The following is a 22,270-nucleotide window of genomic DNA, read 5'->3' as shown; positions in this document are numbered from 1 at the left end:
TACCACCCTATAAGTTTAATGCGTCACTTCTTCTGAAGTATCGTCATTATTTTCTGCAGACACTTCCGCACTACCAGAGACCTTTTCAAGCATCTTTGTGAAGTTACGCATAGACTGCAGATGTACGTAAATAAGCTCTAACTCATCAGTTTTGGCTAATTCAGCAAACGTCTCTGGAGCTAAACCTTTAAGCTTTTCACGATTGATTGCTTGGAAACCAGTTACGGTGCGTTTTTCACCAGCAGGCGTAGTGAATTGAGCTCCCATTGGCTCAAGTAGATCCAGTGCCTGAAGCTTTTTAGCAAAGGCTTTTGTGCGTTGATAATGTACTTGATACTCTTTTAGAAAATCTAAAACAGAGCTTAAATACTGAGTTTGTTCACCATCTGCATCGAAAAGTTTTTCGCCACGCCCTTCCTGATTACAACCCTCAAACCCTTCATCTACGCAAAGAGTTAAAGTAGAACCTTCATCTGCACTAGAAAAAACGAATGGGTAACGACGGATGAAAGCAGGGATATATTTTGCTTTCCAGCTACCATCTTTGTTTACATAAAGATTTTCTTGCTCTCTAACACCCATTAGAACAACTGGAAGCAAATTGTCGCCTTCACCGGCAAAAACAACACAATATTCTTCCGCCGCATTAGGAAACTCAACAGCCATTAACGGAACTGAATTAACCGCTTGAGCAAAGCCATATTGGCTACCCGCCTTTACTGACCAATCAGCATGACGCTGCTTGTTGATTGGCTGAACATCTCCGTAAATTAGTAACTGTGTTGTCACGTTGTTTTCCTTAGCTATTTCTAATATTTATTGCAGTCCAAGACCCACATCTTAGTAAAGAATATACCTGTACTGCAACTTAACCATTGTACTGTGGTACAAGTATTTCTTCTTCCCAACCAAAGCGCTCTATATAAGCACTATTCAAGCCTAAACATTCTATGGACTGACAGTTTTCACGGTGTTTACATTGGTAGAAACCATTTTTTTCAAATTCCCGCCAAAACACAGGATCAATAAAAAGTTGCGGCTGTCCGTTGACCAAAAGATGTTTAAAATCTCCCAACAAACACTGCGGGAAATTTTTAATTTCTACACGCCGTCCTAGAGCCTGCGCTTTTATCACGGCCTCTTGCAAATATGGCAACATTTCTAAATGAGATACGAGTAAAGACTTGTCATCCTTCCCTGACATAGGCCAATAAAACCAAAACTCCATCTGGGCTAAATTCTTTAAATGCGCTAATGCATCTACAACTTGTGGTAACTGTTTATAACTTTTTTTTGTTACCACTGTATTTGTAATGCTGATCGTATGCTCCCAGCGATCTACGTTTTCCATCCCTTGAAGCGTCTTCTGAAATGAGCCTTGCACTTGGGTGATACTATCGTGAGATTCGGCATCCGCTGCAGCTACACTAATAAAGAACTCATCAACTCCCGCACCAATTAATTTAGTGCAATATTCTAATTTACCAAGGTGCATACCATGACTCTGGATCCGGACATGCTTAAATCCAGACCGCTTTGCAGCTATAGCCAGTTCAGGCAAATCTCTGTGCAAGGTAATTTCTGAGCCGGTGAGAATTAGCCCAGACCACTTTTGGTGTTCTCGATTATAAGCAAGCAGTTCATCAAATTTTTGTCGACTCTGTGGTTCAAGATAATCCATAGTTCCTTCGATCATGCAGTGAACGCATTTTAAGTTACAGCGGAATTCCATTGTCATAGAGACATAGGCACTGTGATCGAAGCGTTGTTCTATAGAAAGCATCAAAAAATTCCGTAATAACTCGTCTTCAAAACTTCTATCTGGCCATCAGGCAACATTTTATAATCGATACCTACATCATAGAGCATATGATCTAATTCATTCTGAGAAGCCGTTACATACTCCTGAATCACTTCTGGGTACCCCATAGCCCGTAAGAACCAAATGAGTTGATCTATTTTGATACGCGAAAAGTAGATCCCTTCATTTTGCTTTTTATTCGCAACGACAGTGGTTTCGCAATCACGCAATTCTGGTAAGAGAATTCTATTGAAATCTAACTTCCGTAGATTCAAATGCACCGAGCTTGCGATCTTTGCCAGAATGTCTTCTTTCTCTTTGATCGAGTTATAGAAGTAATAGAGATTACTTAAGGAGAGACCTGTTTCAGACAATAGATAACAAATACCTGAAGACACATTACTGCCGTCATTCCCCATATAGATATTCGCTTCATTTAAATTTAAATAACCCGCATTAAGCCCATCGACATCCAGATCGATCGAAAACATAAAGTAAGGTACATCATCCGATACATTCAAAGCAGTCGATAATGAATCAGGCATCAATCGCTTTAAACGAGCAAAAGAGTTTTTTCTTTCAAGGCGTTCGTAGTCGTAAAAATAAAGCTCCCAGCTAATCTTACTCCCAGCAAGTTTCACTCCCCAAACAGTCTGCCCTTTCCCCATCACCTCCTGTATTTCTTTTATCAACCTAACACCGTTAACTCCAACGCCCGTTGCAGCAAAACTATTTAATAAAAGATTGAAAGAATGCTGCTTTCCATCAGTAGCTGTAAGAGGAACATAAGGCCAAAGGCAATAATCCAACAACTGCTCATTAGGACCACACTGTTTGAAAAAAGACTCCAATTCATGCATGTTAGCCACAACGTTCTTCAACCCCAAAATACAACGTAATAAAAGGCTCTCCATCTCGATTAATACCACCAGAGACGTGCCCTAAAATACGATCAGCATTCTGTTCTAAAAATTGATTCACAGATTCAGGCGACAAAGAGAAGCTTCGGAAAAGTTTTTTCAGCAAAGAGCCTAACTCACCCAGCCTGATAGAAAAGTCATACAAATTAACATCAAAGGATCTTCGAACTGTTTCAGGTTCAGAAACATCAAGCATCATTGGCAATTCAGACTTACACATCCTCATCAACAATTCTTCAACCCAAACTGCCTGCGACTGACCGCTTGGACCGAGACATTTATAAATAAAGGAAAGGTATTCGAGCTTAGAAAGCGAAGGTAAACAACGATAATCCGTTATGTGAAAACGATTGTCTTCCGTATGCCACTTAATTGCTTGATGTAACAAAAAGCTCTTCTCGCTGGTAGGCAAGTCACTCTCGGGCACGGTATATGGAAACTCCAGATAAAGCTTACACAACGGCACACCCTTATCATCTTCATACCCTAGATGGATGAGCTCAGCTTGATCCAAGTTATTTTTGAGCCAAGCCGCTCCCTCTAACGGCATATTCAGGTCATCAACCAACCTAAATAGAGAAGCACGTGGATCACTATCAAAACAGCTCTTATGCTGAGTTAACAAAAAGCGATTTTGATTGAGCACCCCTTTGGTAATTTTGCAGGAATGCTCATAGCCATATGGCACAGCAAGCAGATCAAATGCCGACCGCAGCTGACAACTAGCCTTCACTTTACAGCCTTAGCGAACTGCTTGTGCTGAAGTGCGATATCCCGATTTATTGAGCAGTTCAATAGCCACATCAAATGCTTGTTCCTGCCCTAGCAGCATCGTATTAATTTGCTTCAAATCAGTAACACTCAATAATCCAGCAGCCCTTTTAAGCCTTAACGTATTGATAAGGTAATCATACCTAGCACTGAAGAACTCAGTCCTTGCAAAAAACAGATCTCGCTCAGCATCTAGGACACTTAAACTAGATGTAAGGCCTGATTCATAAGCAGTTCGCTTGGCCTCGACACCCAATTCATAAGCATCCACAGAACGTTGTAAAGCTTCAACTTTAGCTATCGATCCCACAACTCCATCAAACGCTGCATAAGTTTCTCTTTCAGTAGCACGCCACTCGATTTTTAATTCGTCTTGAGCTTTATTATGCAATTCAACCGCTTCTCTAACCTTTGACGAAACAGCTCCACCAGCATAGATAGGCACGGTAAGTTTCAACATCATATCTTGGGTATCGACTTCGGAACCACCACCAAACAAAGAGCCTTCCGTCTCACGCGCATTCTGTGAGAATACAAAATCCAATGTAGGATAATGTCCACCCTTTTGACGACGAACTTCTTGCCAAGCTACAGCAGCCGCCAAACGCTTAGCTAAAACCATTGGGTTATTGTCACGACTTTTTTCTACCCACTCTTCCGGAGCAATTGGGTTAGGCTCTATCAGGTTTAAATCGAATCCCAAAGAGACCAGAGACTTTGGCATCTCACCAGTCATCTCCTTCAAACTTTGAAGTGCATCTTTGAAAGCATTTCGGATTTCAACTTCGCGAGCTTTCGCTTGCATATATCGAGCTTGGGCATCTAACTCATCTGTAACTCGCGCCAAACCATCTTCGCGCTGCTGTTTTACCAATTCAAAATGTTTTTCTAGAGAAATAACTTCTGACTTAATGGCTATATAGTTGTCATACTCACGTAATGTCGCGAAATAATTTTCAGCCGTACGCATCATCAAATCTTGCCGCGCATCTTCAAGTTCAGAGGCTACTCGCTTGACGTCCTCTTTAGCTTGTTTGAAATAGGCCCAGTTACTATAGCTATAAATCGACTGCGTAAGAGACAATGTCATCTCTGTAGTCGGGTAGGAGGTACTCCCACTAGAAAAAACCTCATTGTCTGAACTTACAATATCTTGGCTTGTTTCCGTCTGAGAGTAGTCAAACTTAATTGTAGGAAGCAAAGCGGCTTTGGCTTGGTTATAAATTTCCTTAGAGGCTTCATGCTCGTGAAATTCAGACTGAAATATAGGATCATTAGTAAAAGCTAAATCATATATTTCTATTAAGTCTTCTCCTTGGGCAGAAAAGCTCAACATCCCCCCCGCAAGACATGTTGCCTTAACTAAACCTTGTATACTTTTACGCATAACAGACACCCTTGGTATGCCGCTTTGAAATAAGCCTATTTTTACAACCGAAATACGGACCCGTTTTTTTATTTTCATTATCTCAAATTCTGATAAATTAGTATTTTTATCATCCATCTAACCAGCATTGCGTGCCGAAAACTGAGATAAATATTGTCCGCATAGAGAATAGACTCCACAGATTTTTATAGTATATTTCAAAAAATATTAAGTTTTTATCTATTTTCAATATCTTTGCAATCCAGATTTAAAACTGACAGCAAATCCCTCAGACTATTTATGGTCTTATAAAAACTTAACCAGTATTACTAAAACCAAGTTATTGAAATAAAATTCAACATCTATACTTACAAGATGATCATTTAACTCTGGAACAGCAGAACTGCAGTAGCTATCCATATGAGCACCAAAGCCATTAAACAGACTGATTACGAACTTCAGGTTGCACAATTGCAGCAGGAAATAGAGCGCCTTAATGATTTTGCTGCGCTATCATCAGATTGGTTTTGGGAACAAGACAAAGAGTTTAGATTTATCAGTTTTTCTGGCACCGGCATCAGCCGGATGAGCCGCAATCAAATCGACTTTATTGGTCGCTGCCGCTGGGAAATGCCTATTAGTCCTGATTCATATTCTGCAATGCAGGAACACAAGGCTCTATGCAAAAAACACGAGCCTTTCTATGATTTCCAGTACGATATTTTTAATGACGAAGGCCAACTACAACGCTATACCGTCAGTGGAGCACCTACATTTGATATTGATGGTAATTTTTCAGGCTATCGAGGCATAGCCTCCAACATTACTGATCTATATCAAGCACGGAAAGCCTTTAAAAAGACCCAACAGCAACTATCTCAAATGATTGTTGGTAATCCTATTGCCAGCTTTGTTATCAATGAAGAACACATCATCACTCATTGGAATAAAGCGTGTGAAATATTAACTGGCATACCGGCCTCATCAGTAATTGGCACTAAAGATTCTTGGAAAGGTTTTTATGATCATCCACGCCCAGTGATGGCCAATTTGGTACTTAATGGTGCTATTTCCAAAGATATCGAGCAACACTACGGACATAAATTCCAGCCATCGGAACTGATTCCAGGTGCAGTTGAAGCTCAAGATTACTTCCCTAAAATGCATGATGGCCGCTGGTTATATTTTACGGCAGCCCCACTACAAGATGAAGACGGTCAAACCATCGGTGCGATAGAAACCCTACAAGATATAACAAGCCAAAAAGTCCAAGAAGAAAAAATCATTCACCAAGCGCACTTCGATAGCTTAACAGGGTTACCCAATCGATTCTTAGCACTCGACCGATTAAACCTATTGATCCAAGAAGCTAAGCGTAACAATAAAAAGCTTGCAGTTCTTTTTATCGATCTCGACGATTTTAAAAAAGTGAATGACACGCTAGGTCATGCACTTGGAGATGAGCTGCTTATTCAAGCAGCAAATAAGTTACGCTCCATGATTCGTGCCAGTGATACAATAGGACGTTTAGGTGGCGATGAATTTATTGTCCTTATCAACAACCTCGAAGATGCGCTTGAAGTACGTCCAATTGCTGAAAACTTACTTAAAAGCTTTCGCGATGTATTCCAAGTTAAAAATCGAGAGCTACTTCTAACAACCAGCATTGGCATCTCTATCTTTCCTGATGATGGTACCAAACCTGATCAGCTACTACGAAATGCCGATTCCGCTATGTATCACTCAAAGAGCGAAGGCCGGAATGCCTATCACTTTTTCACTGAAGATATGAATGCCGGTATAGAACGTCGTTTATTGATTGAAGAACAGATGCACGGGGCATTAGCTCGTAATGAGTTCGATCTAAACTACCAACCCGTATTTGAGACCCAATCTGAACATATTGTGGGAGCAGAAGCCTTATTACGATGGAAAAACCCTGCACTAGGACATGTTTCTCCCGACGAATTCATCCCCATTGCCGAACAAACAGGCTTAATCATTCCTATAGGCTACTTTGTCTTAAAAGAAGCATTAAAGGCCACTAAAACCTGGACTGAACAGTACGATTCAAATTTCAAAATTGCAGTCAACTTATCGCCGCTTCAATTTAAAGCGCCTACCCTGCTCAATAAGATCAAAAAATACCTCAATACCAATCAACTATCAGGCGACAGCTTGCATTTAGAAATCACGGAAGGGGTTCTATTAGGTAATCAAACCTATATTAAAAAAGCGTTTGAGGAGTTTTCTCAATTAGGCATCCAAATCTCTATGGATGACTTCGGCACAGGTTATTCCTCCCTGAATTATCTTCGCCAATACAACTTCAACACGCTAAAAATTGATCGCAGTTTCATGCAGGATTTTGAAGAAGATGAAACTGCCCCTGCATTAATAGACGCCACTATAGCAATGGCACACGCGCTTGGGGTAAAAGTCATTGCAGAAGGAGTGGAAACACAGTCTCAGCGAGACTATTTAGCGGCAAAAGCATGTAACTATATTCAGGGATATTTTTACAGCAAGCCTTTACCGCAAGACGAATTGACTAAATTAATAAGCCGCCATCAATAAACTACTTTTTAAGTTTCAAAATAGGCCGTTTTGGTTTATCAACCACTCTCTTGGGCGTAATAGCTCTTACAGCAGCTTTCGCACCATTTTTAGCAGCGTATTCCATTCCCTCCCGAATCATTAAAGCGAGCTCTGGAGCAGAAAAGCCTTTATCGCCTTTAATCGATAGATCAAGCGGATTACTAAAACTACCATCCAAAACTTCAATAGAAAGACCCGACTGATGCACAACCTGGCGCCCGTCTACAGACCACATAAACAATACCCAAAATTAATTAACGTTCGCTACACAATATACGTCAATGAAGGTAGCGAACCAACGGAACTAAGTAGTAAAAGATGTCATTAATTAGTCGAGAAAATACCTTAACCTCGATAATCTTTGACCCAGAGCAATAAATCATCAGGAGCTAACGGCTTGCTAAAGAAGTACCCCTGTACCCGATCACAATTCATATCCGCTAATATATTCAATTGTTGCTCAGTCTCAACACCTTCAGCAACAACAGGTAAACCCAACCCACTACTCATACTAATTGCTGCTGAAACGAGTGCACAATCTTCAGGATCTGATGCTATATCACGTACAAAAGTTCTATCTACCTTCAAGATATCGAATGGGTAATTTTTCAAATTACTAAGGGACGAATACCCTGTACCAAAATCATCCATTGCGATACCAACACCAAGCTGCTTAAGCGCTTCTAACGTTCGTTTGGCTTCAGCAGGATTCCTGATCAATAATCCTTCCGTCACCTCTAAGATTAAGTATTCAGAGCTAAGCTCTGCACCTTTCAATGCTTGTTCAATTACTCTACCCAAGCCCTCTCCTTGCAACTGTCGGGGGGATACATTGATCGCTAACGTCAGATCACTCAATCCTTGTTCACGCCATTCAGTCATCTGCAGACATGCGTTTTCCAAAACCCAATTACCGATCGGCACAATAAGCCCTGTTTGCTCAGCTATCCCAATAAATTGATCTGGCGAGACCGAACCTAGCACCTCATTATCCCAACGCAACAGAGCCTCCACCCCAACTAATTTTTTAGTTTTAGCTTCGACAATAGGCTGATAAAACAAAGAAAGCTCATCTCTTCCGAGAGCTGACTTCAATTGAGTCTCCACCTGCATCCGCATCGTAAGATTTTCATGTATCTGATGATTAAAGAACTTATACGTATTCCTCCCTGCCTCTTTAGCTTGATACATTGCTAGGTCGGCATTTCGCAATAGAATAGCCCCATCCTCACCATCTTCAGGAAAAATAGACAAACCAATACTAGGCGTAACAGCTAAGCTATGACCCGCCAATTCAAACGTTTCGGCAAAGGCTTTTTTAATTTTTTCTAGCACAGGAAAGCAATCAGCCTGCTCCGATATTGCAGGCATGATAATTAAGAACTCATCACCGCCCAAACGCGCAACAACATCTGACTCTCTAACGGTGTTCAATAGCCTTGAAGCGGCCATAATTAATAATTGGTCGCCAATATCATGCCCGAGGGAATCATTCACATATTTAAAGCCATCAAGGTCGATAAACATCACAGCTAATTTATGCTGCTGCCGACCAGCATTACTTACCCCTTGCGCTAAACGCTCCATTCCAAGCGTTCTGTTTGGCAGCTCAGTCAATGCATCATAACTAGCTTGGTATAACAGTCTCTGCTCCTGCTCACGGCGTTTGGTTATATCTTCCTTAATGATCAAATAATGAGTGACATCCGAAGCACTGGTCATTACAGGGGATAGATGAACAAATTCCCAACAATTTTCACCCGACTGTCTTCGAGAGCATAATTCACCAGCCCATTCTTTATCGCTTTTAATAGCCTGTAAAAAATCATTAAATGAGGTTTCAGTGGTATGTTGTTTGTTAATAAAAGACACTGCACTTTGACCAAGCAACTCTTCTTCTACAAAACCAGACGCTTGTACAACAGCATCATTCACATACTCGATCATACCTCTGGCGTCTGTAATGATAATACTGACAGGAGTTTGAGATACGGCCAAAGAGAGTATTTTTATTTCTTGCTGTACTTTCGCTCGTTCGATAACCTCTTCACGAAGCCTAAGGTTAGACTCATTTAATTCTTTCGTTCGTTCTCTAACCCGCTCTTCTAAAAATAAACGAGCTTGAGTCAACGCTGTTTGTCGATCAGCGAGCCTCTCCTGCATCGAGTTAAATGACCGAGCCAGGGCCGTTAATTCATCATGCCCAACCACATCGACTTTATGCTCAAGGTCTCCATTGGCAATTCTAGAAAAGGCCTCACGCATGCGGTTTAAACGCAAAACAAGGTAGCGAGAAAACAGAATCATTAGGATGATAGCGACCAACATGCCAACAAACGAAATCATCAAGAAGCGTTGTTGTTGCGCCTCCAATTCTGCAACCGCCTCGCCTATAAATCCATCAGTTGAAATCTCGATCTGAGTAACAAGGATCTCTAATTCCTTTGCGATGACATTAAATCGCGGTTGAGACTCAAACTGAGACAGCCGGAAAGCATCAGCTATCTTGCCATCTACCGCAGATTGAATAACTTGATTAAGGATTGATTGCAGTCGCTGCCAATTATCGTCAATTGATCGAATATGTCTGTCATGCCCTTCGCCAAATTCATCAATAAAGGCACGCCAATTACGCTCAAACAACTGGATATCAGACGATAATTTTTCCGATGCCGCTGTAAGCGCAAAGAAATCACTCTCAACATGCAAGTTAACTTCAGTGACTCGGATACGATAGATTAAGGATTGCAGTGAATTGACCTGAACCAAGGGTTTTACTGCTTGATTCTGAATATCTTGCTGCTGTTGAGTAGATTGCTGGGCAATTTGCTTAGCAACAGATAACAAAACCCCAACAAATAGTGCCATCAAAACGACACCGAAAAGTAATTTACGCTGAATAGTTAGCTGATGCTTTTTACTATCAATAAGAGCCAAAATAATCCTTAATGGACAGTTGGAAATAACGCTTTCATTTTAAGCCAATATTTAAGTTGCTGCTCTCGGCCATATCGTTCTGTAATCTGATCCCACTCTTGAGCTGTTACACGCATAGCCTCTTGTGCCGACTGCTCGCCTTTTGCCGCAAGAAACAGATTTTTATTAAGCGCAGCAATATACTCCCTATCCCCAGGCAATCCCGTCCCTGCAGGCACAGTCACGGGAATTTCTTTAAGAGCTATATCTAATATTTGCTTACCGTACGTAGCCTGAATGGACTCAGACTCAAAGTGATTAGCTCGGTAAGGATCAGCAAAACCTCCTTTCTCCGATAAAGCAAGTTCAGATATATCAGGGTCGGTTAGCCACATTGCAAATAAAAACGCCAACTCTTTATTCTCAGAAGTACTTGGAATCACTAGGTTGTTGCCATAGATAAGCGTAGTACGACGGTTAACTATATTACCAACTTGAGTTCCTGGCATTGGTACAGCTATATATTTCTCTCGAACTTTAGAATGAGGGGAATTAAAAATTTTCGCCCCGGCCAAGGTAATAATGGTCGAATAACCTTTTCCACTCATAAAAATCGGCAGGGTATAGGTGTAGTTGCTGGTATGATTAAGAATATCAGGTGGGGAATAAGGTAAGGTCGCTAAATAGCTCTCTGTAGCAGCAATACCAGCTTCACTATCGATCAATGGCTTCATATTGTCATCAAATAAAAATTGATTTGGATAACCTTGCGAAACATACCGCGGCATCCAGAACATCCACGCAGAAGCCTCATCGCGCTGTTCTACAGAGCCATAAAACTCGGACCCTGGTTGATGAAAGAACTCCACCTGCCTTTGATACTCTAGCCATGTCTTAGGTACTTGTAGCGGTTCCTTAAACTGATCTTGATAGGACTGTTGATTCTCTGGATTTTCCAATAGATCTCGACGGAGATATAACAAAGCAATATCACCATCCGCAGGGATCGCAACAGGGGTTCCCGCATAAAAAGCTTGTTTTTTTGGCATTAAAAAAGTTTTGTTTTGAGCACCAACTAATTCAAAACCAAACCGTTTAATAAAAGGAGAGAGGTCAACAATCAAGTTATTGTGAAATAGATCAGCATATTCTCTATTTCGAGCAACAGTTAAATCGACATCAGAATGATTCTGAATATAGTCAATTGAAGCTTGCTGAGGCATTGTTTTAGCATCAATTAGTATACCTGTTGCCGCTTCCCATTGATTTTTAAGGTTATGATTTTTCCCCAAAAAATTGGCTACATTTCCCTGCTTTGCAACCAAACGAATCACCGAGTCAGATGCTATACTGCCTTGTGTTACCAGCATTTTGACACCTTCAATCGCTTTATCAGCTTGCTCTCCTGCCATTGATAAAACCGACACTAATGTAAGGGAAAAGATATAAACAAAGGACCTAAAAACGGATTTCAACTCTCAACCCTCTGGTTTAATTGCTATACACATAAAGTTATCATAGATAACCCATTAAGTTTGGCTGCATTAGTTAACAATGAGTTGGATACTGGAAAACAATGGTTTCATCGTTGAAGCTATTATTATGGGAATAATTATTGTGTATGTTGGGCTTAAAATCTAACCCCAACACCCTATTTCCTCCGTTAGTTTCGAAAACCTAAGTTCATACGCTTTTATAGGATGTACTCGCATGATTTATGGCAAAATAACGAAACAATCAAAATATTTAATGACTCCGGTTGTATTTGCCACCGCTTTAAATGTTTACGCTCAAGATCAATCTGAATTACCTGATTTCACCGAGGAAGATATTTTCATTGATATTCCTCAGGTAATTTCTGCGACACACCTATCTCAAAAACTAACAGAAGCACCTGCTGCTATCACCATTATTGATCAGGACATGATCGAAGCCTCGGGTGCCATCAATATTCCAGACCTGTTTCGTTTAGTGCCTGGCATGCAGGTTTACCATATCAGCACAAATAAAATGGGGGTTACCTACCACGGCATGTCAGATGATTTTCCTTCGCGTATGGAAGTAATGATTAATGGCCGGTCAATCTATATTCCTCTACTCTCCACTGTAGTATGGGAGACTGTAGGTATTACTCTAGATGATATAGATCATATTGAGGTTGTTCGAGGTTCCAACGTACCTACCCACGGCTCCAATGCCTTTCTCGGCGCCATCAATATCATCACAAAATCACCAGTTGCCGAATCGGGAACGGCTGTTAGAACAACTACTGGTGCACTCGGCACACAAAACATTACCGCACGCCACTCTAATACCCTTTCTAATATCAGTTACACCCTATCTGCCGGCAGGGAAGAAAATGATGGCAGCGATTATTATAAGGATGGCGCCCGTAACACATTCATTACCTTATCTGGATCAATTACTCCTAATTTATCGGACACTATACATTTTGATATTGGTGCTACTAAGGGATACGCCTATCGCGGAGATTCAGATAAAACAGATCTAATCGATGCTAATTTTTCACCAAGGGACCACGAATCTAATTTTCAAGATTTTCGCTGGAGTCGAGTTTTAGACAACCAATCTGAACTTCAACTACGTTATACGCATAATTATTTAAATCTTGATACTGAAAATTACAATTCTGCTGAGCAATTGGCATTATATGAAGGAATACCATCTATAGGGCCTTTCACCTCAGTTGAGATTGCAAGCGTTCTACTTGAGCATAACAACGGTATTGCTCCAAGAGATACAGAACGAGGCACAATACAGACTCACGAAGTAGGGCTTTTATATACATCTAATCCAACCAACAATATAAATTTGGCTTTAGGTAGCGAGTTTAAATACGAACGAGCTAAAAGCGACATCCTTTTACAATACCCTGATAAAGAATGGATTGATGAATCCAGCTGGCAACTATTTGGCAATATACAGTATCAAGCAACAGAAAAAATCACGTTGAATGCTGGCTCAATGCTCGAAAAAAGTAGTATCGCCGGTAGCGCTATATCTTATCGAACAGCACTAAATTACGCTTTAAGCGACACATCTAGCGTTCGAACAGCTCATTCCCAAGCACATCGCATGCCTTCTCTACTAGAAGCTAATCGTAGATATATTGTGGACATTAGCGCGATTGCTCTAGCTCCCGCAGGTACTTTATTTGACAACAATGTCCTTCCCAATCGAGACTTGGAACCAGAACAAATTAATTCATTTGAAATAGGTTTTTTAAAACTTTGGCCAGAGTACCATTCCCATTTTGATCTTAGAGTTTTTTACGAAGACATAAATGATGCGGTGGTACGCAGTAAAAGAATAGACACAGATGTCAATATCGATGAGCCATTCAATGATCATCATGATATAAGTGCAAACAACGGTGAGTGGACCAATCAAGGAGCAGAACTACAGTTTAAATATACTGTCCCAGGTCCCCACAAAAATACAATCTTATTCAATTATAGCTACAATCAAACGCGAGGTATCTGGAACCGCGGCGCTTACAAACCTCCTGAAGGAGACCCAAGAATCGTTCCACTAAATCCAGTATCACCCTTGCATACCGCATCTTTAGTGCTATCTGCTAAACCTACAAATAACAGTTTGCTGTCGTTATCTCAATACTATATGGATCATGCCGAGTGGCTTGAGGGCTTTAGTGATAAAAACAGCGGCCGTACCAATTACACACGTACAGATATGAAAGTTTCGAATACTTTCCAATTAGATATGAATACAGAACTAGAAGTATCCCTCATCGTTCAGAATCTATTCGATAAAGAGTATGCAGAATTCTATTCAAACAATATATTTGAGCGTCGGACCTATCTGCAAATGGGACTAACGTTTTAAGCCAATAAACTGCAATGGATTGTAGCTGTGTTGATTAAGAGCTCTAGTACACTGCACAAAACAAAGTGGCGGATTTTTCCGCTGCTAAGTGCTTTGTTTGCTCTAATCTTGTCCATACCCCCTGTTTTCGCAGATAACCTTGTTGTTTTAAGCCGTTCATCAGACTCTTATCAAAAAGTTGCGGACAGCATTCAAGTCAATATTTCCTCACATACCAAAGTGGTTACCTTGCAAGATTTGGAAGATAACAACTTTAATACCGAAGGTTTCGAGCATATTGTTGCTGTTGGCTCACGAGCAGCCGATCGACTATACAATCGAATAACAGCATCTCAAAAGCTATACGCGAGTTTCCTACCTCGCCTCACTTATCAAGCTTTATTAGCGAGGAAAAAAGACCATACTCGAATTCAGAATGGAACCATTACTGCAGTATTTCTAGATCAACCTTATACACGGCAACTTCGATTAGCACGAATAATCGCCCCCAATGCAAATACAGTAGCTACAGCACTAGGACCTAATTCAAAGAATGATCTACCACTATTAGAAGCAGCCGCGCAACAACAGCAATTTGAGCTCAGTTCAACCGTTCTTCAGGAAAGCGACAACCCGATACATAAACTTCAGCCCCTTATTCGTAATGCTGATCTATTTTTGTCTCTACCAGACAAATCTGTTTTCAACCGCACAACTGCAAAATGGATTTTGTATATCTCGTTTCGACAACGGATACCTTTAATTGGCTTCTCACAGAAATATGTGGAAGCAGGCGCTTTAACTGCGGTTTATTCAACGCCAGAGCAAATAGGTAAACAAACCGCAGAAATAATTCAACAAGCAATCACAAGTACTAGCTTGCCTGAAGCTCAATACCCCAAGTACTTTTCCGTGATAACTAATCAAAAAGCAGCAAACTCTCTGAACATTAAATTACCTTCAGAAGACGCTCTTACCCAACAATTGATGGAGATGGAGCGATGAAGCGCAAGTTAACTTTAGGTATCAGGCAGCGCGTTTTAATTATCACCCTGCTTCCGCTATGCATGATCACTATATTATTAGGTGGTTACTTCATTAATACTCGCTTGGATGATGCACATGACGCTCTGATCGAAAAGGGCCAGACAATGACACGTATGATGTCGACCTCAGCTGAATTTGGCTTATTAATTGGCAACAAAGAAATTCTTCAAGGCCTCATTCGATCCGCTACAAAAACAGAGGAAGTAAATGACGTAATATTCCTTTCACCGTCCTTTGATGTGATTGTTCAAGGCAACCCAAATGCACCTCAATTAGATAAAGATGCAGGTTACCCACTATATAAGAACAACCAGGTTTACTTCCTACACCCTGTTGTCGCAACTGGCGTGGACTTTTTAGACTCTGATGATCCTGTAGGAAAGGAAGCTGAACCAGAATTTATTGGCTGGGTAATAATAGCTCTCTCGGAAAAACCAACACAGCTACGACAGTTTGAGATATTAACGAAAGGGGTAATCCTTGCCATCATAGGCTTACTGACCACCTTATTAATCGCATCACGATTTGGGCAACGGATCACCAACCCAATTCTGGGTCTAACCCATGTAATTGAGATGCTACAACATGGTCACCTTGAAACTCGTGCAAGTTTATCCAGTACAGGCGAACTACGCTCACTTGCGCAAGGTATCAACCGACTAGCTCAACGCGTACAGGAATCAAACCAGACGCTTGAAAGTCGAGTCGATAAAGCGACCAAGCGTTTAAGATCCACACTTGTTCATCTAGAGAAACAGAACCAAGCTTTGGATAAAGCTCGTAAAAGGGCGGATAAAGCAGACGTTGCTAAGGATGAATTTCTTGCTCGTATGAGCCATGAACTACGTACCCCATTAACTTCAGTTTCGGGCTTTGCCCGATTATTGGATCAGACTGAATTGCAGATGGAGCAACAAGAATACACAAGAATTATCAACCTAACCTCTGACTTATTACTTTCAATCATCGATGATATTCTTGATTACTCAAAGCTTGAATCGAATGCAATTGAGTTAGAAGAGATTTCATTCGAATTTGAAAGCTGTGTGATTGATGTTATGGAGATGCAAGCAGCTGCGGCTAATGAAAAAGGCATAGAGCTCATACCAATTATCGAAGCAGATACGCCTAAATTCATTATTGGCGATCCAATCAGATTACGACAAGTATTATCTAACCTAATCAGTAATGCCGTGAAATTTACTTCTTCAGGTTACGTTTGCTTGCATGTTTCAGCCCGTAAAAGTGACCCTATTCAGACAGAACTTGAAATCGTTATCAAGGACACCGGCATTGGCATACCAGAAGATAGAATTACTAATCTGTTTCAGGCGTTTAGCCAAGCAGACACTTCTATCACAAGAAAGTTTGGGGGTTCTGGACTAGGACTCGTTATTGCAAAACGCCTAACTGAACTGATGGGCGGCTCAATCTCATTAACTAGTAAGGAAAACCAGGGGACAGAAGTAACACTTAAAATCCCATTTTCTGCACGACAGAGCCAAAGAGCTCAGCACACTTATAAGAGTAAAAATATTCTCTTGTTTGACGCAAATCCACTATATAGCCAAGGCTTAAAACATCAACTGAGCAGCATGCAGACCAAAATCATTGAGGCTTCCTCGTATGCAGAACTGTTGTCTTTAAGTGCAGAGTTACCAGAAAGCACCATCGTCTGGGGCCTACCTCCTCAATACACACAGAAAAACACCATAGATCAGATTAACCAAATAATAGATAAATCCAATGGTAGACTGATCCTCTTAAGTAGCACACCCGTATCGATTATCAATAACTACAGAGTTGTGCAGTTGCGCAAACCTGCAAGAACCCAACTACTGCTAAACGCATTATCACCTGATTCTTACAAACTTCCTGAATATGAAACTGCGAACGCGTTACAGATTCTTAATTCACCAACCATATTAATCGCAGAGGATAATGACTTTAACCGTTTATTGGTCAGGAAGATTCTTACCCAAGCAGGCGCAAAAGTACTTGAGGCACGGACTGGTAGTGAAGCGCTACAGCAAACTCTAAAACATCAACCAGATTTGGTATTGATGGATGTGCACATGCCTGAAATGGATGGTATAGAAGCTACAAAACAGATCAGGCTTACACAACCGACCTTGCCGATCCTAGCTTTGACCGCTAACGTCATAGCCAGTGAACATCAGAAGTTAATCGAATCTGGCATAAGCCATGTTCTGTTGAAACCAATTAATGATGGTGACCTCTGCCATTCTATAAACCAGTTCTTATCCTTTACTAAAAATGATGGACCGTTATTGCCTACTACTCAAAAAGAAGTCACTGATATAGAGAAATATGACCTAGGCAAACAAGAGCTGTCAGAAGAAGTCAGAAAACAACTACAGGGAATGATGAACGGCTTCGAAAGTAAAGATATAGCAATGATGAGAAATCATAGTCATCAGCTTTTAGGCCTAGCTGGTTTGTTCCAGATTCCAGAACTAGAAGTCAGCGGCAACAAATTACATGACGCTCTAATAGAGCAAGAGTACAAAGCCATCTGGAAGGAGCTTTGGCAGCTCAAGAGAATAATTGAAAACGAACAGTACGATCTGTCAGAAGAGCTTTGAACTGGGCTCAGATTTAATCAAATGATCTAATTTAACAGCTATCACTCTGATACGCTGGATTCCGTCACGGTCATAAATAGCTCCGCTTAGCCCTTCTCCTGCAGGCGGATGCTCATTATCTCCGAAAGCAACTACCAGACACCCCTTTCTAATATTTTCCAATTCAGGGTCGTGCAGTATAGGGAGAGATAAAAACATTTCCCAACGCGCAACTTCTAAACGCTTTTCCATCAGGTCTACGAGAAGAGCCATTATCTCTGCTCTTGATGGACGGTAAGTAGGCGGTTTACCTAAAGCAAATGCCAAGGCAACACCAACAAGAACTATGAAACTAATTAAAAATACGAGTAAAAATTCCATACATTAATGGAGACTCTCATCAAAATCATAATTAGCCAATTTAGCAGCAGCTTGCTTCACTTTCTCACCAAGTTCAGAGTCGATCTGCGACATTTCCCTCTGAAATGACCACTTAGCCTGCTTAGAGAGCGCTTTCCACTGGTCCTTAATTGGAATATGTTCAGTACGCTTATAAACCTCATAAATGACTGAGTAATCCGCGTGTTGTAATAACTGAGGCGCTAGAGATTCAAGTAAAGTAGACAAGCGAATACATGCCTCTGTCGTAGTTAACTTTTCATCATTACCTACCGCTCTAGAGATAACCTGCACACTCTCAATCAAATAAGCCCTACGTTCATTATAGCGTTTACTTATTTTTTCAGCCTGTAATGCTTGCTCAGCCTTAACTTGTTTAATCTGTGTGTAATGACGCTTAATGAAGTAAATAGCTACAACACAGACAACTAAACAGATAGCAATTAATGTATAAATTAGAGAGTCAGACATACAAACAACCTTAGAACCAATAACTATTGGACGCTATTAAACCAAAAAATATGAATGCGAAGTTTAGGGGAAATGTACGCAAAATCCCATTAAAAGGATTAATAACTTAAAGGACAGCTAAGGACAGCTAAGGACAGCTAAGGACAGCTAAGGACAGCTAAGGACAGCTAAGGACAGCTAAGGACAGCTAAGGACAGCTAAGGACAGCATTCAGTTTAATATTAGGTTTAATTAAGACAACTCATCCTGACGGGCTTATCTGCTTTTACCCGTTTTTATCCGCTCTAAGCAGCGCCTATCCGCTCTTAACCGTATTTTATAACCCACAACGAAAAAACCCCGATCACAGTGTGACCGGGGTTTTCTCTTAATTAAATGCTTGGCGATGACCTACTCTCACATGGGGAAGCCCCACACTACCATCGGCGATGTTGCGTTTCACGTCTGAGTTCGGGATGGATTCAGGTGGTTCCACAACTCTATGGTCGCCAAGCAAAACTGTTACAACTTAGATCTGATTCTTCTTTTATTTGATCTAGATAGTTTATCGACTGTAGCTTAACTACGCGCTAATTCGTTACTCTCTATCGTCTTACGTATCTTACAAGTCACTTGCCAAACGCCTTGGGCGTTATATGGTCAAGCCTCACGGGCAATTAGTATTGGTTAGCTCAACGCCTCACAGCGCTTCCACACCCAACCTATCAACGTCGTAGTCTTCAACGGCCCTTTAGGGGAATCAAGTTCCCAGTGAGATCTCATCTTGAAGGAGGCTTCCCGCTTAGATGCTTTCAGCGGTTATCCCGTCCGAACGTAGCTACCCGGCAATGCAATTGGCATCACAACCGGTACACCAGAGGTTCGTTCACTCCGGTCCTCTCGTACTAGGAGCAACTCTTCTCAAATCTCAAACGCCCACGGCAGATAGGGACCGAACTGTCTCACGACGTTCTAAACCCAGCTCGCGTACCACTTTAAATGGCGAACAGCCATACCCTTGGGACCGGCTTCAGCCCCAGGATGTGATGAGCCGACATCGAGGTGCCAAACACCGCCGTCGATGTGAACTCTTGGGCGGTATCAGCCTGTTATCCCCGGAGTACCTTTTATCCGTTGAGCGATGGCCCTTCCATACAGAACCACCGGATCACTAGAACCTACTTTCGTACCTGCTCGACGTGTCTGTCTCGCAGTCAAGCACCCTTCTACTCTTGCGCTCATTGCATGATTTCCGACCATGCTGAGGGTACCTTCGTGCTCCTCCGTTACTCTTTGGGAGGAGACCGCCCCAGTCAAACTACCCACCACACAATGTCCCCGATCCCGCTTAGGGAACTGGGTTAGAACCTCAACATTACCAGGCTGGTATTTCAAAGGTGGCTCCACCCTATCTGGCGACAGGGTTTCAAAGCCTCCCAGCTATTCTACACAAGTAATGTCAAAGTCCACTGTGAAGCTGTAGTAAAGGTTCACGGGGTCTTTCCGTCTAGCCGCGGGTAAACTGCATCTTAACAGCTATTTCAATTTCACTGAGTCTCGGGTGGAGACAGTGTGGCCATCGTTACGCCATTCGTGCAGGTCGGAACTTACCCGACAAGGAATTTCGCTACCTTAGGACCGTTATAGTTACGGCCGCCGTTTACCGGGGCTTCGATCAAGAGCTTCGCGCAAGCGCTAACCCCATCAATTAACCTTCCGGCACCGGGCAGGCGTCACACCCTATACGTCCTCTTTCGAGTTTGCAGAGTGCTATGTTTTTAATAAACAGTCGCAGCCACCTGGTATCTTCGACCGGCCTCAGCTTAGGGAGCAAGTCCCATCACCAAAACCGGCGCACCTTCTCCCGAAGTTACGGTGCCATTTTGCCTAGTTCCTTCACCCGAGTTTTCTCATACGCCTTAGTATTCTCTACCTGACCACCTGTGTCGGTTTAGGGTACGGTTAGTCATAACCTGAAGCTTAGAGGATTTTCCTGGAAGCATGGCATCAACTACTTCAGTCCATAAAGGACCTCGTCATCGATTCTCGGTCTTAAAAGAGCCCGGATTTACCTAAGCTCTAAACCTACTATCTTAAACGCGGACAACCAACGCCGCGCTAGCCTAGCCTTCTCCGTCCCCCCATCGCAGTTATGAGCAGTACAGGAATATTAACCTGTTTCCCATCGGATACGCTCTTCAGCCTCTCCTTAGGGGCCGACTCACCCTACCTCGAATAGCGTTGGATAGGAACCCTTGGTCTTCCGGCGGGGAGGGTTTTCACCTCCCTTATCGTTACTCATGTCAGCATTCGCACTTCTGATACCTCCACGGTGCCTTACAGCTTCCGCTTCAACAGCTTACAGAACGCTCCTCTACCATGCACAAAGTGCATCCGTAGCTTCGGTGTTATGCTTAGCCCCGTTATATCTTCCGCGCGGGCCGACTCGACTAGTGAGCTATTACGCTTTCTTTAAAGGGTGGCTGCTTCTAAGCCAACCTCCTAGCTGTCTAAGCCTTCCCACATCGTTTCCCACTTAGCATAAACTTTGGGACCTTAGCTGACGGTCTGGGTTGTTTCCCTTTCCACGACGGACGTTAGCACCCGCCGTGTGTCTCCCGTGATTGAACTCATGGGTATTCGGAGTTTGCATCGGGTTGGTAAGTCGGGATGACCCCCTAGCCGAAACAGTGCTCTACCCCCATGGTTAGACACGAGGCACTACCTAAATAGTTTTCGAGGAGAACCAGCTATCTCCGAGTTTGATTAGCCTTTCACTCCTATCCACAAGTCATCCGCTGGCTTTTCAACGACAGTCGGTTCGGTCCTCCAATGCATGTTACTGCATCTTCAACCTGCCCATGGATAGATCACTCGGTTTCGGGTCTACTCCTAGCGACTGGACGCCCTATTAAGACTCGGTTTCCCTACGGCTCCGCAAATGCTTAACCTTGCCACTAAAAGTAAGTCGCTGACCCATTATACAAAAGGTACGCAGTCACCGTCCGAAAACGGCTCCCACTGCTTGTACGTACACGGTTTCAGGGTCTATTTCACTCCCCTCACAGGGGTTCTTTTCGCCTTTCCCTCACGGTACTGGTTCACTATCGGTCAGTCAGGAGTATTTAGCCTTGGAGGATGGTCCCCCCATATTCAGACAGCGTTTCACGTGTGCCGTCCTACTCGATTTCACTTTAAAAGACCTTTCACATACGGGGCTATCACCCACTATGGCCACACTTTCCAGAGTGTTCTGTTAAATCTAATAAAGCTTAAGGGCTAGTCCCCGTTCGCTCGCCGCTACTTAGGGAATCTCGGTTGATTTCTTTTCCTCTGGGTACTTAGATGTTTCAGTTCCCCAGGTTCGCCTCTAATAACCTATGTATTCAGTTAAAAGATACCTATAAATAGGTGGGTTTCCCCATTCGGAAATGTCCGGATCAAAGGTTGTTTACCACCTCCCCGAACCTTATCGCAGGTTACAACGTCCTTCATCGCCTCTGACTGCCAAGGCATCCACCGTGCACGCTTAGTCACTTGACCATATAACCCGAAGGCGTCTGGAATCACA

The 22,270-nt window shown here is 42.2% G+C and carries 14 protein-coding genes and 2 rRNA genes; 4 read left to right on the top strand and 12 right to left on the bottom strand.

From position 1 onward, the window contains the following. Positions 1-15: 15 nt before the first annotated feature. From ACMXYP_RS02145 to ACMXYP_RS02125, 5 genes are all read right to left on the bottom strand, one after another. Positions 16-789: a SapC family protein gene (locus ACMXYP_RS02145; RefSeq protein ID WP_415883364.1), complete on the bottom strand. Its 774-nt coding sequence runs from the start codon at positions 787-789 to the stop codon at positions 16-18. 79 nt (positions 790-868) lie between these two features. After that, a complete protein-coding gene (locus tag ACMXYP_RS02140) occupies positions 869-1,783 on the bottom strand; it encodes a radical SAM protein (RefSeq protein ID WP_415883363.1) in 915 nt (304 codons plus the stop codon). Beyond that, positions 1,783-2,670 (bottom strand): hypothetical protein, encoded by an 888-nt coding sequence (locus ACMXYP_RS02135; protein ID WP_415883362.1) that lies wholly within the window; start codon positions 2,668-2,670, stop codon positions 1,783-1,785. Before ACMXYP_RS02135 ends, ACMXYP_RS02140 begins: the two co-directional genes overlap by 1 nt. Next, on the bottom strand, positions 2,663-3,454 hold the full coding sequence (locus ACMXYP_RS02130) for a hypothetical protein (protein WP_415883361.1): 792 nt from the start codon (positions 3,452-3,454) through the stop codon (positions 2,663-2,665). The genes ACMXYP_RS02135 and ACMXYP_RS02130 overlap by 8 nt, the downstream gene beginning before the upstream one ends. Positions 3,455-3,463: 9 nt before the next feature. Continuing rightward, a complete protein-coding gene (locus tag ACMXYP_RS02125; protein WP_415883360.1) occupies positions 3,464-4,996 on the bottom strand; it encodes a TolC family outer membrane protein in 1,533 nt (510 codons plus the stop codon). A 282-nt stretch (positions 4,997-5,278) separates the two neighbouring features. Between ACMXYP_RS02125 and ACMXYP_RS02120 the strand changes: the two genes are divergently transcribed. After that, entirely contained in the window at positions 5,279-7,435 is a 2,157-nt protein-coding gene (locus tag ACMXYP_RS02120) for an EAL and GGDEF domain-containing protein (RefSeq protein WP_415883359.1), read from the top strand. Between the two features lies 1 nt (position 7,436). Here ACMXYP_RS02120 and ACMXYP_RS02115 read toward each other — a convergent pair whose 3' ends face one another. The 3 genes from ACMXYP_RS02115 to ACMXYP_RS02105 all read right to left on the bottom strand — a co-directional run bounded on the left by ACMXYP_RS02115 (position 7,437) and on the right by ACMXYP_RS02105 (position 11,784). Further along, a complete protein-coding gene (locus ACMXYP_RS02115; RefSeq protein WP_415883358.1) occupies positions 7,437-7,691 on the bottom strand; it encodes a hypothetical protein in 255 nt (84 codons plus the stop codon). Between the two features lie 110 nt (positions 7,692-7,801). After that, positions 7,802-10,393 carry an EAL domain-containing protein gene (locus ACMXYP_RS02110; RefSeq protein WP_415883357.1) on the bottom strand — a complete coding sequence of 864 codons (2,592 nt, stop codon included), beginning with the start codon at positions 10,391-10,393 and terminating at the stop codon, positions 7,802-7,804. Positions 10,394-10,401: 8 nt separating this feature from the next. Continuing rightward, positions 10,402-11,784 (bottom strand): ABC transporter substrate-binding protein, encoded by a 1,383-nt coding sequence (locus tag ACMXYP_RS02105; protein WP_415883356.1) that lies wholly within the window; start codon positions 11,782-11,784, stop codon positions 10,402-10,404. 298 nt (positions 11,785-12,082) lie between these two features. Between ACMXYP_RS02105 and ACMXYP_RS02100 the strand changes: the two genes are divergently transcribed. The 3 genes from ACMXYP_RS02100 to ACMXYP_RS02090 are packed head-to-tail and all read left to right on the top strand — an operon-like array spanning position 12,083 to position 17,871. After that, positions 12,083-14,239, top strand: a complete 2,157-nt coding sequence (locus ACMXYP_RS02100) for a TonB-dependent receptor plug domain-containing protein (RefSeq protein WP_415883355.1) — start codon at positions 12,083-12,085, stop codon at positions 14,237-14,239. 27 nt (positions 14,240-14,266) lie between these two features. Further along, positions 14,267-15,223, top strand: a complete 957-nt coding sequence (locus ACMXYP_RS02095) for an ABC transporter substrate-binding protein (RefSeq protein ID WP_415883354.1) — start codon at positions 14,267-14,269, stop codon at positions 15,221-15,223. Further along, a complete protein-coding gene (locus tag ACMXYP_RS02090) occupies positions 15,220-17,871 on the top strand; it encodes an ATP-binding protein (RefSeq protein WP_415883353.1) in 2,652 nt (883 codons plus the stop codon). The genes ACMXYP_RS02095 and ACMXYP_RS02090 overlap by 4 nt, the downstream gene beginning before the upstream one ends. On the opposite strand, the gene ACMXYP_RS02085 is transcribed toward ACMXYP_RS02090, so the two are convergent. From ACMXYP_RS02085 to ACMXYP_RS02070, 4 genes are all read right to left on the bottom strand, one after another. Further along, positions 17,857-18,231, bottom strand: a complete 375-nt coding sequence (locus ACMXYP_RS02085) for a hypothetical protein (RefSeq protein WP_415883352.1) — start codon at positions 18,229-18,231, stop codon at positions 17,857-17,859. The genes ACMXYP_RS02090 and ACMXYP_RS02085 overlap by 15 nt on opposite strands. Before the next feature lie 3 nt (positions 18,232-18,234). Continuing rightward, positions 18,235-18,720, bottom strand: a complete 486-nt coding sequence (locus ACMXYP_RS02080) for a DUF2489 domain-containing protein (RefSeq protein WP_415883351.1) — start codon at positions 18,718-18,720, stop codon at positions 18,235-18,237. 377 nt (positions 18,721-19,097) lie between these two features. Further along, a 5S ribosomal RNA gene (gene rrf, locus ACMXYP_RS02075) occupies positions 19,098-19,213 on the bottom strand. Between the two features lie 142 nt (positions 19,214-19,355). Beyond that, positions 19,356-22,242, bottom strand: a 23S ribosomal RNA gene (locus ACMXYP_RS02070). Between the last annotated feature and the right edge of the window lie 28 nt (positions 22,243-22,270).

It is taken from the genome of Neptuniibacter sp. QD34_54 (genome assembly GCF_047778055.1).
In the GTDB taxonomy this organism is placed as follows: Bacteria; Pseudomonadota; Gammaproteobacteria; order Pseudomonadales; family Balneatricaceae; genus Neptuniibacter.
The sequence above is the reverse complement of the archived record's forward strand: the minus strand, read 5'-3'. Positions and strand labels throughout refer to the sequence as shown.